Here is a 14,414-nt window from a genome sequence, read left to right as displayed (position 1 = left end):
CCCATGAACGCGTCATCCCCTCCGTTTTTAGAAGTCGAGCGAATCTCGAAACGCTTTCCCGGCGTCAAGGCTTTATCCGAAGTCTCGCTGCAGGTTGGTGCTGGCGAGTCGATTGCTGTCATCGGCGAAAATGGGGCGGGCAAAAGCACGCTCATGAAAATCTTGGCTGGCATCCAATCGCCAGACTCGGGCACGATTCGCGTGGAAGGGAAATCGGTCGACATTCGCGGCGTCAACAGCGCACAGGAACTGGGGATCGCGTTGATCCACCAAGAATTGAATCTGTGCGATAACCTCTCGGTCGCCGACAATATCTATCTTGGCCGCGAACCGAAGCGGCTCGGGTGGATCGATCAGGCTGAAGCCAACGCACTGTCACGCAAGTACCTGGAACAAGTCGGGCTGAAGATCGACCCTCGCAAACTGTTGGCCGAACTTTCGATTGGGCAACAGCAACTGGTTGAAATCGCCAAGGCCCTTTCCTGCAACGCGAAGTTGTTGATCATGGACGAGCCGACCTCCAGCCTTTCGGCCCGCGAGGTCGAGCGGTTGTTCGAGGTGATCCAATCGCTGCGAGCTTCCGGCGTGAGTATCGTTTATATCTCGCATCGGTTGAGCGAAGTGCACCGTGTGTGCGACCGTGTTGTCGCGCTGCGCGATGGCCATAACAGTGGAGAACTGGCCCGCGACGAGATCTGCCACGAGAACATGGTTCGCCTGATGGTTGGCCGCGACTTAGATCAGTTCTATGCCCACCAACCGGTGCCGCCAGGCGAAGTGGTATTGAAGGTGACCAAGGTCCGCACGCATGCGCATCCCGGTCATGAAATTAGTTTTCAACTGCAAGCCGGCGAAATCGTAGGCCTGGCCGGGCTAGTCGGGGCAGGGCGGACGGAATTGCTGGAGACCCTCTTTGGCATTCATCCGCCCAAGGGTGGAGCGATCGAGGTCTCAGGCAAGCCAGCCGCGATCCGGTCTCCCCGAGATGCCATTGCCCACGAGATATTTCTCGTGCCGGAAGATCGCAAGCAACAGGGTCTCGTCCTGCCGATGGACGTCGGGCAGAACACCACGCTGCCGGGGCTGCATCGTCTGTCCTTTCTTTCGTGGGTCGATCCGCGAAAAGAGCAACACCTGGCCGAAGAGATGGTCAAGCGGATGCGGGTTAAGACACCCAGCACGCGGCAGATCATTCAATACCTGAGCGGCGGCAACCAGCAGAAGGTGGTCATCGCGAAGTGGTTGGCCATGCACCCCAAGATTTTGCTTTTGGACGAACCAACACGCGGGATCGATGTGGGCGCGAAGCACGAAATTTACGAGCTGATGGAAGAGTTGGCCCGCAAAGGGGTGGCAATCGTGTTCGTTTCGAGTGAAATGGAAGAGATCTTGGGAATGGCCGACCGCGTGCTGGTGATGCACGAAGGGGCCATGTCTGGGGAACTGTCACGCGACCAACTCAGTGAAGAGGCGGTCATGCATCTGGCCACCGGTCAGCAGTTGACGACCGTCTAAAAAAGAGAAGCACTGAATGCTTAAAAATATTGTTCTGTTGTTGTTGATTCTGGCCATCTTCGGCGTGACTTCGTTCTTTGTGCCGACGTTCGCCAGTGTCTACAATCTCGACATCATGGCCCGCTGGACCGGTCTTTATGGGATCATGGCGTTGGGGGCTGCGTTTGTGATCATCGCCGGTGGCATCGATCTTTCGATGGGGTCGATGGTTGCTCTGATTGGTGTGCAGTTCGGCATCTTGGTCAACGACCAGCAAATGAATCCCTACATGGCGATGGTCATTGTGTTGGTCGGCGCCATGCTAATCGGGCTCGGGTACGGGCTTCTGATTACGAAGTTGAAGCTTCAGCCATTCGTGGTCACGTTGTGCGGATTGCTTGTGCTGCGAAGTGTTGCCAGGTATTTGGCGCACGACGAAAAGATCTCGAACTTCGTCAGCCCCGCCGACGGCACCGACATCAGCTTCCTGACCTCAAGTGATTTCCTTTGGATTCCGTTACCACTTTGGATGCTGCTGATCTTGGGAATCGTCTCAGCGTTGGTGCTTAACAAAACGACCTTCGGACGTTACCTCAAGGCGCTTGGCAACAACGAACAGGCAGCCCGGTATAGTGGGATCAACACCGACTGGATCACGATCGCGGCCTACATGGTTTGTTCGTTGATGGCTGGCATCTCGGCCATTCTGTTTGCCATCGACTTGAACAGCGTCGGCCCGAACGAAGCAGGGACCTTCTACGAACTGTACGCGATCGCCGCGGCCGTGCTCGGCGGTTGCAGTCTTCGCGGCGGCACCGGCTCGGTCCTGGGGGTTATCTTGGGAACCGCCATCCTACGCGAGCTGTACCAGGCCATCGAAACGCTGCAAGTTTCGGAATTGGAAGGGACCGTCATCGGCATTGTGATCTTAGCCGGAGTAATCGCCGACGAAATCATCCGCCGCGTGGTCGATGCGAGAAGACGCAAACAAGAAGCCGGGGCGGCAAGCGGGTAGCGCAAAAATTTGCGATGGAACCCTTGGGGTTTCATCGTATAATTCACCTGAAGCCGTTGCCGAACCTCGGGAGATAGGTGATGAATATTAAAATAGATGGTGTTGCCGAAGAGGTGATTAACAGCATCATTGCCACAGGCGATGCGACGACACCTGAAGAAGCGATTGCTTTGATGGCCCACCGTACTTTGAGTGAGAGAGAACTGCTTCCAGCCAAAGATGATCCGCAAGTTGTCGCCGCGATCTTGGCCGGAATCGATAGCGGAGAAGCTGGGCCACTGACGAGAGAAGATTGGAATAACCTTCACGTGAAACTCGACCAGTACCTGGCAGAAAAGCAAGGGAAGTGAAGTGCCGGGTAGTCGTGCGGAATTGATCAAGTCGCCACAGTGCTTGATCGATCTCTTTGAAATCGCGAAGTATCTCGCCGATCAGCATCCGGAATTGGGACATCGATTTCTCATCCGAGCCGAAGAAACGATGAATCTGCTTGCATCGAACCCATTAATTGGCGAATCGTTCGTGATCCCAGGCGAACCGAATTTACGTGCCAAGTTGATCCGCGAGTTTAAGAGATACGTTATCTATTATCGAAGTTCTACCGAACGCGTTGTGGTCGTTCGTGTTCTGCATGGAAGTCGAGATACGAAAAACGAACTCACTCAGGGGTGAGTTCGTTCAATCGATAAAGCAGTAGAGTAACTCTTACCCAAAGAACGCCACGGCGTTCTGGAATAGCTTCAACCCTTCGCCGGGGTCGGTGCCTTCGCCGCGGGTCCAGCGGGGGTGATGGGTTCGGTCGATGTAGCGTTCGGGGTGGGGCATAAGGCCGAAGATGCGGCCTGTTTCGTCGCACACGCCGGCCACGTGACGCTGGGCACCGTTGGGGTTATCGGGGAAGGTGACGTCGTCTTCCCCTTCGCGATTGGCAGAGTAAGTGAGACATAGCTGGCCGGCTGCTTCCAGGCGGTTGAGTGTCTCTTCGTTGCGAGCGACAAAACGTCCTTCGGCATGGGCGACCGGCAGATACATCTGGTCGATGTCTTGCAGGAAGACGCACTTGTTGCCGGATGTTTTCAGGTTTACCCAACGATCCTGAAACATGTGACAGTCGTTCCAGGCCAGGGTGCTGGCAGGCAGGCCTTGCTCGTCGTCGGCCAGTAGTAGGCCCGTTTTGATCAAGATCTGAAACCCATTGCAGATGCCCAGGATCAGCTTGCCGTCGTCGTGAAACTTTTTGACGGCATCCATCAGATGATGACGGAACTGACTGCCCACAATGCGGCCGGCCGAGATGTCGTCGCCATAGCTGAACCCGCCTGAGAGGGCGAGGATCTGATAGTCGTGCAGCAGCTCGGGCTTTTCCAACAAGCGGTTCAAGTGCACGCGATCGGCGGCGGCACCTGACTGCTCGAAAGCATAGGCGGTTTCCTGGTCGCAATTGGTTCCAGGCGAGCGAATCAATAAGGCTTTGGGCTGAGCCATGGTACGAAGTCTTTCCGTGTCACTACCAATTCAGGGGAGCTTGCCAAGCCTGTTTCAACAATTCGATGGGCTCGTCAAGCAGCATGGTTTCGCCTTGCTTGACGACCAACTCTTTGTGGTTGGCTACCTGACCGATGTGGGCGAAGGGTGCATCTGCGAGTGCGGCTTCAAACTGAGCTGCCGCTGCTTCAGGAACTTCGCAGACGAAGCGGGTATTCGATTCACTGTACAGCAGCGCGACCGCCGAGGGGCTGTCGAGTTCATGTGGGATGCCATCGATTGTGACGTCGGCCCCGATTCCGCCAGCGAAGGCCATCTCGGCCAGGGTGACGGCCAGTCCGCCTTCAGACAGATCGTGACATGCCCGAACCGTTCTGGCTTGGATTGCCGCGAAGATGCCGCCGAAGACTTTCTTGGCCAGGTCGGTATCGACGGTGGGGACTTCGCCACCGAGCTTGTCATTCACCAGGCACCAGTGCGAACCGCCCAGTTCGTCCTTGGTCAAACCGACCAGGTACAAGCGATTACCAGGCTCTTTCAGGTCCATGGTGACGCAGGTCGAAACGTCTTCGACCTGTCCCATGGCGCTGATGAGCAGCGTCGACGGAATGGCGATTGTTTTCTTGTCGCCATGATCGTCGAAGTAGCTGAACTCGTTGTTCAGGCTGTCCTTGCCGCTGATAAATGGTGTGCCCAGGGCAATGGCCAAGTCGCGACAAGCCAACGCCGCACGGACCAGCGTGCCGAGCGTTTCGGGGCGATCGGTATAGCCCCAGCAGAAGTTATCGAGGATGGCAATCCGCGAAGGATCGGCTCCCACGGCAACGCAGTTTCGCAGGGCCTCGTCGATCGCACTGGCGGCCATGTCGTAGGGGTCGAAGTCGCCGAAGTGTGGGTTCATCCCGCAGGAAAGGACAATGCCTTTGCGGCTGTTGAGAACCGGACGCACAACGGCCGCGTCGCTGGGGCCATCGTTCTGCACGCCGACTAGCGGCTTGATGACGCTGCCACCTTGCACTTCATGATCGTATTGGCGAATGATCCATTCCTTGCTGGCCACGTTGAGCGAGCTGAGGATCTTGCGGAGGTCGTCACCGAGCGACTTGCCGTCGGTGCCGTTTAGCTGCAGCGGCATAGTCGTCGGAGGCGTGAACACCGCATCGCGAACGATCGGCGGGCGGCCATCGTGAAGGAACCGCATGTCGAGTTCGCCAACCTTGTTGCCGTTGTAGGTCAGCGTCAGGTTGCCGGTCGGAACGAACTTGCCGAGCACAACGGCTTCGCTTCCTTCAGAAGCAAACAGGTCGCGCAGTTCCGGCCACTTTTCTTCCGGCACGGCCAGGACCATACGTTCCTGGGCTTCGCTGATCCAGATCTCGGTGTAGGTCAGGCCTTCGTACTTGAGAGGAGCCTTGTCGAGCCAGACTTCCGCCCCGAGCTCTTCTCCCATCTCGCCGACCGCACTCGAGAACCCACCGGCACCGCAGTCGGTCACGGCGTTGTACAAGTTTCGATCGCGGGCTTCGAGCAGGACGTCGAGGACCATCTTCTCGGTAATCGCGTTCCCAATTTGAACCGCACCGCCGGAAAGCGATTCGCTTTCGCTGGTGAGTTCGGCCGAACTGAACGTCGCGCCGTGAATACCGTCTCGACCGGTGCGGCCACCCACGGCCACGATCAGGTCGTTCGGCTTCACTTCTTTGAACGACATTTCACGGGGAATGAGCCCGACGTTGCCGCAATAAACCAGCGGATTGCCCAGGTAGCGTTCGTCGAAATAAACCGCGCCATTAACCGTGGGGATGCCCATGCGGTTGCCATAGTCACGCACGCCGCTGACGACACCTTTCATCACGCGGCGCGGATGCAGCACGCCTTGCGGGAGGCTGCCGGGGTCGGTCTCGGGCGGAGCGAAACAGAAGACGTCGGTGTTGCAGATCGGCTTGGCACCCATGCCGGTGCCCATGGGGTCGCGAATCACGCCGCCGATGCCGGTGTTGGCACCACCGTACGGTTCCAGGGCACTGGGGTGATTGTGCGTTTCGACCTTGAAACAGATGTTGTACTCGTCGTTGAACGTGACGATGCCGGCGTTGTCTTTGAAGACGCTTACGCACCAGTCGTCGTCGCCCAGGTTCTTACGAATTTGCTGGGTCGCGGCGAAGATCGTTTCCTTCAACATGTTGTCGAAGTGCAGCTCTTGCTTTTCGTCTTTGTAGGCGATCTTACCGGCGAGCGTTTTGTGGCTGCAGTGTTCGCTCCAGGTTTGGGCGACCGTTTCCAGCTCGATGTCGGTCGGGTCTCGGCCCAGCTCTTGGAAGTACTTCTGGATGGTCTGCATTTCGACCAGCGTCAGGTAGAGCTGGCCTTGCTTGCTGAGCAGTTGCAGATGATCGTCGTCTAGCTCGCGGATATTGACGGTCTTCAACTCGAACGGCTGCGACGTCCCGAAGGAGAGACGTTCGAGGTTGATCGGTCCTTGGACGACTTGTTCGACCGAGTCATTGGCCAGCAGCTTGGTGACCAGGCGTTCGGTTTGGGCGTCGTCGAGTCCGCCGATCCAGTACTTGCGGAACGTGCGAACGGCCTCGGCGGGTTGGCCGAAGTCGGCGATCGCAGTCTGCGTACTTTGAGCGACCGGGTCCATCACGCCGGGCTTGGGCATGACATGAATCAGGCGGTCGTACAGATTGGAGGGCGCTTCCACCAGGATAGCCTCGCCGGCTTGGGCTACGACGGCCCTTTCCACCACGTTGTCGACCAGCAATTGGTCGGCGAGCAGCTTGATGTGATCCGCGTCGAAATCGGCTTGGACGAGGAATCCGTGTGCCGTGGCAATTTCGAGGTGGGTGGCTATTTGCAGGTCTTCGGCATCGGCAACGATTGAGGCGGCCAATCGATCGACGTGTCCCGAAGCGGGATAGATATCAACTTCCCACAATGTCACGGTGGTGCTTTCCCTGTTTTAGGAGCTTGATCCAGTGCTCTTCCTGTCCTGCTTCCAGCGAGGTTCGAAAGGCAGCCAGCAATTTCTCAAAGTTCGCTAGCGACTGCAAGACGTGGCCCCGATTGGTCGTCAGGATTTGACGCCACAAATCGATGTCGCCGGCGGCAATACGCGTGGTATCGGCCCAACCCGTACTGGTGAACTGTAGCATCGCTTCGGGAGTAGAAGCCGCCACCAATGCCGCGATAACGTGGGGCATGTGGCTCGTAGCGGCCACGACGGCGTCGTGCTCGGTCGGGCTCATCTCGTGGACTTCGCTGCCGAGCGACTCCCAAAATTTACGAACAGTCGCTTTGGCGGTTCTTTCCGTTTCGGCCACCGGCGTCACGATTGTCACCCGATTTTGAAACAGATCGGCCGTCGCATGATCGCTGCCACTCTTGTCGCTGCCGGCCATCGGGTGGCTGCCGACGAAGTAAACCTCTTTGCGGCCGCGGATCGACTCACTCAAATGGAGGGTGTCTACGATCTTCTGCTTGGTGCTACCGGCATCGGTGATGATGGTCCCAGGCTGGCAAAAGGGGACCAACTGTTCAACCAGTGGAACAATCGACTCGACCGGCGAGCAGACCACGACTAAGTCGGCCCCACGGATGCCGGCCTGCCACTGGGTGGTGGCTTCGGTGATGCAGCCTTGCCGCTTAGCCTTGGCCAGCTTTTCTTCGCTGCGACCGATGCCGACCACTTTATCGGCAATCTTTCGCTTCAGCGCAGCCAGCCCGATCGAGCCACCAATGAGCCCAACGCCGAGGATCGCGATTTGTTTGAAGTCTGAAGCCACGATGTTTGCCTGGGAAGTTACGGGAGAATGGAAGATTATAACAAAATACTGAGCGTAAGCAGGAGTTGTGGGAGTTTTCAGTGTGAAGTGTGCAGTTTTCAGTAAGATGGGAGCAGACCTTGTCGAGGCGTGCTGCGTCTCTTGCTGAAAACTGAACACCGACAACTTCAAACGACCGTATGCTCTTCTCACCCCGTATCAGCACCAATCAACTCGTTCAACTGTGTCGTCGGATCGGTAATCAGCTGCATGCTGGGGTCGATCTTTTGCGGATCTGGAAACGAGAAGCGGAGCGAGCCACCGGTTCGCTTCGCTACAACATGCAGGTGATCGTCGACGGCATCGAAGATGGACACACGATGCATGAATCGATCAATCATACGGGAGAATACTTTCCGAAACTCTTTCGACAGATGGTGGAACTGGGCGAGCAAACGGGGCATCTCGATCGCATCTTCCTGGAGCTGGCCGATCAGTACGAGCATCAGATTACGCTCCGCCGTTCGTTTCTGGCCGGTATCCTATGGCCAATGATTCAGTTGGTGCTGGCGATTCTGATCGTTGGCTTTCTGATCTATATGATGGGTTGGGTCTCGGAGATGACCGGGAAAAAGATGGACCCTCTAGGTATCGGGCTGGTCGGGGCGAAGGGGGCTATTGAGTTCTTCGCGATCATCGGAACGATCGTCTTTTTATGCTTCTGCGTCTATTTGATGTGGTCGCGCGGCAAGTTTAGTTTCTTGCAGCTCGACCGATTGTTGATGAACATACCTGGCCTCGGTGTCCCGATCCGGACGCTTTGTCTGTCGCGTATGGCCTGGGCTATGTCGTTGACAATTGGCGGCGGGATGGAGATCCGCAAAGCGATGCGGTTGTCGCTGGAAGCCAGCCGTAGTCAGTACTATCAGCAGTTTGCTGGTCAGATCGACCGCGAGCTTTTAGCCGGGGAAGAGATTCACAATATATTACGACAGACGCGCAGTTTCCCGCCAGACTTTCTGGATGTCGTCGAAACGGGCGAAATCTCGGGGATGCTGGCCGAGTCGATGGAGAAGCTTTCCAACTTGTATCAAGAGAAAGCACGGGCCGCGCTTCTCACGCTTTCGGTCATTGGGGGCGTGATCATCTGGATGATGATTGCCGGACTGATCGTCATGGTGATCTTCAAGCTGTTCTTTGCGTTGTACCTGAATCCGCTCAACGAGGCGCTGAACAACCCGCTGGGTGATCCGCGGCGCTGAACCAGAAATGTGAGGATCCTTAGGTTCAGGGCATGTGACGGCCTACTTCTTGGCAGCCGGCAGTTTGCTGGCAAGGGGAGTTCCGTTTAAAAAGCTCCGGAGCAGGTTCGTCAACGCTGGTTTTTTACTCAAATCGGCAATCGTCGGTGGAGAGGTTCGGGCAACGAGGTCCTCGACGAAATACTTGGCGACGTCGACGACTTCTGCGGGCCGTTTGGCCTTTAAATGGTTGAAGACTTTCACCTGCTGTGCTTCGCTTTTCACGAATATCAGGTCATGTGCCAGGTCATCTTCATCGAGGGCCTCCCAGAAGACGTACGATTCTTCATCAAACGCAGCTATATATTTTTCGATATTGAACTGGTTATTGAAGGACGCCGACACGTTAAAGGCTTTCCCATTGGCTCGGAGCCAGCCGGTGGGAATGGTCAATAGTAGCGATCCATTATTCTTTTGGACGATCTTGAACTTTTGATTGGAGCCTGCAGATTTTCCCTCTGGAACGGCGTATCCACGAGTTGGAAGTAGGGAGATGAGCTTATCGCTCATCCATTTTGGAAGCGATGGGGGAAGTGTCGCGCCGTGGTCTTTTAGTAGGCCGTCGGACTCATCGTAATAGGGAAAATCATAGTAGTCTTCGATCAAGTAGGTTTCTGTTTTACTTTTTTTAGAATACGTCAGGTCAAAGTGCCCCAACGCGCCAGTCAGATCTTCCACGCCCCAGTTATAAGGTTTGATTCTAAATTTACCTTTAGGGTACTTGGCTTTCTGGGCCTTCATCACATCTCGGCGAATGCTGCTGGTTTTCCGCCAGTTCTGCCGGATGGCGTTCTGCCAATCCATTGGCACCTGGGTAAATTCCGTCATGGCTTCGCCACCGCCGGATAAAAAGTGGGCAAAGAATTTGAACTTCCACGAATGATGATCTTCCCCCAGTTTTTTCAAAATCTGGGCAAGTACCCATGAAAATGACTTCGTGTCCCAGACTGTATTCAGGACATCATTGGCAGTGTCACTTATGGTCTCGGTGAAACTATTCCAGGTGCCTAGCTCCTGTTCCTGGAAGTTCGCCGTTTTCTTTTCCGTACCGACTGGTCGTTGAACATTCGATCGTGACTTATCCAGCGTTTGCTTATCGGGGCAGCCATGTCCGCGCGTTCGGCAGATGGGGCCAGGAGTTTTCTTTCCCATAGTAAACCGCCGTCTATTTGGTTTGCGTGATCCAAGTCCGAATGAAATAACTCTACCGCTCCTCTGATTTAATCATAAGCATTTGACGATGCAAGACGATTAGCTTGGAGAAGTGGCGGCCTCCGGCAAGAAAAGAGAATAGCCGCACGCGGGCGGCTATTCATGTGGTTTTTTAGGTCCTGGGCAAACGTTAGTTGGCCGAAGGTTCCTGTTGGTTCGGCTTGTTTTGGCCGTTGGCCAGCGACTCGGGGTCTTCTGTGTAGCGAACCAATGCTTCTGGTAGTTCGATGCCGCCGATGTCTTTCATGACCTGCATCATCGGAGGCAAGGTCTTGGCCATGCCGCTGAGCCAGTCGGCGGTGTTCGAGCGGCCGTTCTGACCGCCACCTTCCCAGACGACGACCTTGTCGAACTTGATGTTCGAGATGGCCTTGGCACTGCTTTCGGCCAGCGTGTCGAGGTGTTCGAGCAGCATCAGTTGGAAAGCTTCCTTGCTGCTACCGCAAGCTTCGACGATCGCTTTCAAACCGGCACCCTTCTTGGCCAGCTTCTCGTATTCACCGCGGGCTTCGGCTTCCAGCTTGGCGTAGATCGCGTCGGCTTCGGCTTGGGCCAGGATGCGTCGTTTGGCAGCTTCGGCAGCCGAATCGACTTCGATCTTGGCTTTCTCGGCTTTGGCCGGTGCTTCCAGTAAGGCTCGCTTCTCCGCTTCGACGCGTTCGGCCTCGGCGATGGCCGCTTTGGCCAGGGCACGGTTCTCGGCCTCTTGCACGGCACCTTCCGCTTCGCGTTTGCGGATTTCACCGCGTTCGTATGCTTCGGCTCTCTTGACCGAAAGTTCGGCCTTCGAGGCAGCGACCTTGGCTTCGGAAAGGTTTTCCCCTTCGATGGCCGTGGCGTCGGCTTCGGCGATACGAATACGCTTGGCTCGCTCGGCGTCTTTCACCTGCGCTTCGCGATCAAACTCGGCGTTGCGTTCACCGATGATCGCCGCGGCGTCGGCGTCGGCCATGCGAATACGCTTTTCACGCTCGGCATCTTTCACCTTCGCTTCGCGCTCGAACTCGGCGGCACGTTCGCCGACCGTTTGTTCTTTGTTCAAGTCGGCGATCCGAATGGCCTGTTCGCGTTCGGCTTCGCGAGTACCAATCATCCGGGCCTTGGTCGCGTTGGCGACTTCGACTTCTCGGTCACGTTGAGCCGAAGCAACACGAATTTCACCCATCTTCTCGTTGTCGGCCACGTCACCACGGGCCAATTGAATGGCCAGCGAGGCGGCCTTCTGACCGATGGCGTCGATGTAGCCAGACTCGTCGGTGATGTCGGTGATGTTCACGTTGATCAGCACCAGGCCGATCTTGTTGAGTTCCGGCTCCAGCGAACGTTGAATGTGTTCGAGGAATGTATCGCGGTCGCGGTTGATCTCTTCGATCCCCATCGAAGCGATGACCTGACGCAGCTGACCGAAGATAAGCTCTTCGGCCTGTTTGCGAATCTCGTTCGTAGTGAGACCCAGCAAACGGACGGCCGCGTTGTCCATCACGCCCGGCATGGTGCCAATGGCGACGGTAAAGCAGCTAGGGACATTCACGCGGATGTTTTCCGAAGAAAGCGCACCACGCAGCGGGATTTCAATTTGAATTGGTTCCAGGCTTAAGTAGGCGTAGTCCTGCACCAGCGGGATGACGAACTTGGCACCACCATGAACCGTTTGGGCCGACTTGCCGCCACCGGTCCGACCGTAAACGACCAGCACACGGTTACTCGGGCAGCGTTTGTATTGGCTTTGCAGCAGGATCAAAAAACCGAAGAAAGCCATCACGACCAGGATGACGATGATCGAAAGGATGCCCCACGTCGTTCCGAACCAACTCAGTAGTCCGTCAGAGCCTTGGGCGATCAATAGTGCGTACTGCATGAACGGGGTTCCTCGTTGTCAGGGCTTGGTGCGGGCGCAATCCGCGCGCTGGCACATCTAGGTGTATGTAGGTCACAGACTACCCTTCCTGGGGCAGTCGTCAGCAGACAAGACGTTTTTTTAGTGGGCTTGCGCCGTTTGTTCCGGTTCTGCGGAATCTGGGTGCGCGTCGACTTGGGTCGAAAGCGGAACGACCAGCACGATCGTCGGGCTAACGGTTTCGATCACCTGAACCGGCGTGCCGGTGGTGAGCTTTTCGTCGGCAGTGGTCTGGGCAGCGAACTCGACCAGCTGATCTTGCACGCGAACCTGGATCTTGCCGACACCGCTTTGATTGGCCGGAATGGGGATGTAAACCGTCCCGTGCTCGCCCACCGTGTTGCGAATGCGAACGGTCCCATCTTGGGCCAGCTTCATCATCAACTGCATCATCCAGTGCACCCCGTACATGGCAGCCAGACCGAAGACCACCGCGATGGTGAACGAGACCGGCTCGTTCAAACCGGCCGACAAACAGGCCAAACCAGCGAGACCAAAGAAGGTCAGCGCGGTGACAATGGTTTTGAACGAAAGCACCCCGAACAAGGCCGTCGAACCGTGCGAGTCTCCGCCGACATCGTCGGGGATATCATCCGGGATTTCGTCGGGGAAATCGGTCCCTTCCAGGCCCACGCCCACGACCGCCAGCAGAAACTGGAGGACGAACACCGTTCCAGCCACAACAGCACAGCCGAGAAACACCAGGTACAGGGACATCAGACCGACCTTTCACAAAGATAAGCAAAACCGAAGCTGCATTTCATCCGGGTATTCGGCCATTTTGCGGCAATCTTGGTCACAAAATGCGGAAATCCGCGAGGAAGCCCTTCTGCCCGTATCTTGGGGTATGGGGGGCAGGTCGTCAAATGAATTTCGCGGGGAAGGGGAGCCTTTCTTTGGGACGGTATTTCCGCCAACAATCCAGTTCACGCAAAACGCCGAGAGTGCAAGCTCTGGGCGTATTGTCGTTTGGGGTTATCTGATAAGAACTTGCGAGTCTGTCGGCTCTCTGGTGGACACAGGGCCACCTCGGCAGGGATCGATTTGCCGCTGTCAGAAGACGCTCGCATCCTCTCATGTACCAGGGTAAATTGGGCCAACTGTCTGGCTTTGCTTGTCGATCGCAAGTACAGGCCGTCCTGCACGTTCAAATGGCTGCTTGGCGGGCCACGGCTAATCGCTTTGAGTAGCTACCAGGCAAGGCCTTTCAGGCATTGGTATGCCCGAGGTGTCGACGGAGACAAGGGGACCGGTTTGCTTGCCCGACTTAACGAAGTTCGTAAAGTATGTCTCAACAATGGAAGCATTAATTCACGACACGAGTCCTGACCCCTTATCCTCGCTCTTCGTACAGTGACCGTGATGTGATGCTCGCGGTTGTCACTAGGTTGCACATAACCAGAAAAGAAACTGAGTACAAAGTCGGAGTTCAGGGATTTAGGCCTCCACGCAACCCGGATCGAGTTCCCCGAAACTTGTCACCGACTAACTGGCCGGGAATGCGGTCGGGTATTCGATAACTAACGAAACCAGAACACTCAAGGATTAAGAATGAGCTACACACTCAGTGCATATGCAATCGACTTGAAAAATTTGAGGGACACTGTTGGCGAGGCAGACGAAAAGCTCCAGAAGAAGATCATTCGCTCAAATCCAGATGAATTTGACGATGAAGATGATTTCGATCCTGGATCCGGTCGTGTTCCGCTAGCGACTGCTCTGGAAAATTTGTTGGCGGGGAAGGCGTCCTTGTCGGACGATTATGCACAACATGCCTATGCTCTGGAAGAGTTGTGCCGCTTTCTGGCCAAGAAGGATTGGAATGGCTATATCCTAGACTCCCAAAAGCAGTCGATCACTCGCTTTCTTGACAACCCTCCTACCCAATTGCCAGGGTCCACCGGGCTCCCAAGCATAGGCACAATTGAGTCCGACGAGTTGCCTCGCATTGTCGATTCCATCAAAGAACAGTGGGAAATTGCGGACGATGGTGAGCTTGAAGAGGACGCAAGCGAAATCATCGAGGTATTCAAGTTTGCACAAAAGAAACGGCTTGGAGTCGTATTGGTATGGGGATAGGGAAGAAAAGGGGGGGAAGAAAAGGGGACGGGGGTCTTTAATCTGCCTTGGGGGTATGATACACTATTCAGTAATAGTCCACGATCCCATTTGCTGCTCGGTGAAGTGCCATGCCTCGACAAAAGCGTGCCGATGAGGGAGGTTCGATCTATCATGCCCTGAAT

The 14,414-nt window shown here is 55.9% G+C and carries 12 protein-coding genes; 6 read left to right on the top strand and 6 right to left on the bottom strand.

The features are described from left to right. Positions 1–3 precede the first annotated feature (3 nt). The 4 genes from HOV93_RS23975 to HOV93_RS23960 all read left to right on the top strand — a co-directional run bounded on the left by HOV93_RS23975 (position 4) and on the right by HOV93_RS23960 (position 3,181). Positions 4–1,515 (top strand): sugar ABC transporter ATP-binding protein, encoded by a 1,512-nt coding sequence (locus tag HOV93_RS23975; RefSeq protein ID WP_235990913.1) that lies wholly within the window; start codon positions 4–6, stop codon positions 1,513–1,515. A 16-nt stretch (positions 1,516–1,531) separates the two neighbouring features. Beyond that, on the top strand, positions 1,532–2,509 hold the full coding sequence (locus tag HOV93_RS23970) for an ABC transporter permease (protein ID WP_235990912.1): 978 nt from the start codon (positions 1,532–1,534) through the stop codon (positions 2,507–2,509). 80 nt (positions 2,510–2,589) lie between these two features. Next, the gene (locus HOV93_RS23965) at positions 2,590–2,859 is read left to right on the top strand and encodes a hypothetical protein (RefSeq protein ID WP_207399093.1); all 270 of its coding nucleotides are present in this window, start codon (positions 2,590–2,592) and stop codon (positions 2,857–2,859) included. A gap of 1 nt (position 2,860) precedes the next feature. Next, the gene (locus tag HOV93_RS23960; RefSeq protein WP_207399092.1) at positions 2,861–3,181 is read left to right on the top strand and encodes a type II toxin-antitoxin system RelE/ParE family toxin; all 321 of its coding nucleotides are present in this window, start codon (positions 2,861–2,863) and stop codon (positions 3,179–3,181) included. 33 nt (positions 3,182–3,214) lie between these two features. Here the strand turns inward: HOV93_RS23960 and purQ are convergent, their stop codons facing one another. From purQ to HOV93_RS23945, 3 genes are read right to left on the bottom strand one after another with little or no spacing between them, the layout of a single operon-like run. Next, positions 3,215–3,994 carry a phosphoribosylformylglycinamidine synthase I gene (purQ, locus tag HOV93_RS23955; RefSeq protein WP_207399091.1) on the bottom strand — a complete coding sequence of 260 codons (780 nt, stop codon included), beginning with the start codon at positions 3,992–3,994 and terminating at the stop codon, positions 3,215–3,217. A 22-nt stretch (positions 3,995–4,016) separates the two neighbouring features. Continuing rightward, a complete protein-coding gene (gene purL / locus HOV93_RS23950) occupies positions 4,017–6,941 on the bottom strand; it encodes a phosphoribosylformylglycinamidine synthase subunit PurL (protein ID WP_207399090.1) in 2,925 nt (974 codons plus the stop codon). Next, complete coding sequence (locus HOV93_RS23945) at positions 6,922–7,782, bottom strand: prephenate dehydrogenase (protein ID WP_207399089.1); 861 nt, start codon at positions 7,780–7,782, stop codon at positions 6,922–6,924. The genes purL and HOV93_RS23945 overlap by 20 nt, the downstream gene beginning before the upstream one ends. Before the next feature lie 179 nt (positions 7,783–7,961). Here HOV93_RS23945 and HOV93_RS23940 point away from each other — a divergent pair, with 179 nt between their 5' ends. Beyond that, entirely contained in the window at positions 7,962–9,023 is a 1,062-nt protein-coding gene (locus tag HOV93_RS23940; protein WP_207399088.1) for a type II secretion system F family protein, read from the top strand. Between the two features lie 42 nt (positions 9,024–9,065). Here the strand turns inward: HOV93_RS23940 and HOV93_RS23935 are convergent, their stop codons facing one another. The 3 genes from HOV93_RS23935 to HOV93_RS23925 form a co-directional block, all read right to left on the bottom strand. Beyond that, positions 9,066–9,968 (bottom strand): hypothetical protein, encoded by a 903-nt coding sequence (locus tag HOV93_RS23935; protein ID WP_207399087.1) that lies wholly within the window; start codon positions 9,966–9,968, stop codon positions 9,066–9,068. 436 nt (positions 9,969–10,404) lie between these two features. Continuing rightward, complete coding sequence (locus HOV93_RS23930; protein WP_207399086.1) at positions 10,405–12,132, bottom strand: flotillin family protein; 1,728 nt, start codon at positions 12,130–12,132, stop codon at positions 10,405–10,407. Positions 12,133–12,252: 120 nt separating this feature from the next. Next, positions 12,253–12,888, bottom strand: a complete 636-nt coding sequence (locus HOV93_RS23925) for a hypothetical protein (protein WP_207399085.1) — start codon at positions 12,886–12,888, stop codon at positions 12,253–12,255. A gap of 834 nt (positions 12,889–13,722) precedes the next feature. Here HOV93_RS23925 and HOV93_RS23920 point away from each other — a divergent pair. Beyond that, positions 13,723–14,250 (top strand): DUF7691 family protein, encoded by a 528-nt coding sequence (locus tag HOV93_RS23920; protein ID WP_207399084.1) that lies wholly within the window; start codon positions 13,723–13,725, stop codon positions 14,248–14,250. The last annotated feature ends 164 nt before the right edge of the window (positions 14,251–14,414 follow it).

Source organism: Bremerella alba, assembly GCF_013618625.1.
GTDB classification, from domain to species: Bacteria; Planctomycetota; Planctomycetia; order Pirellulales; family Pirellulaceae; genus Bremerella; species Bremerella alba.
The sequence above is the reverse complement of the archived record's forward strand: the minus strand, read 5'-3'. Positions and strand labels throughout refer to the sequence as shown.

Excerpts from the sequence above, each read along its gene's own strand:
- HOV93_RS23975 (WP_235990913.1), top strand. The coding sequence starts at position 4 with ATGAACGCGTCATCCCCTCCGTTTTTAGAAGTCGAGCGAATCTCGAAA.
- HOV93_RS23970 (WP_235990912.1), top strand. The coding sequence starts at position 1,532 with ATGCTTAAAAATATTGTTCTGTTGTTGTTGATTCTGGCCATCTTCGGC.
- HOV93_RS23965 (WP_207399093.1), top strand. The coding sequence starts at position 2,590 with ATGAATATTAAAATAGATGGTGTTGCCGAAGAGGTGATTAACAGCATC.
- purQ (WP_207399091.1), bottom strand. The coding sequence starts at position 3,994 with ATGGCTCAGCCCAAAGCCTTATTGATTCGCTCGCCTGGAACCAATTGC.
- HOV93_RS23940 (WP_207399088.1), top strand. The coding sequence starts at position 7,962 with ATGCTCTTCTCACCCCGTATCAGCACCAATCAACTCGTTCAACTGTGT.
- HOV93_RS23930 (WP_207399086.1), bottom strand. The coding sequence starts at position 12,132 with ATGCAGTACGCACTATTGATCGCCCAAGGCTCTGACGGACTACTGAGT.
- HOV93_RS23925 (WP_207399085.1), bottom strand. The coding sequence starts at position 12,888 with ATGTCCCTGTACCTGGTGTTTCTCGGCTGTGCTGTTGTGGCTGGAACG.
- HOV93_RS23920 (WP_207399084.1), top strand. The coding sequence starts at position 13,723 with ATGAGCTACACACTCAGTGCATATGCAATCGACTTGAAAAATTTGAGG.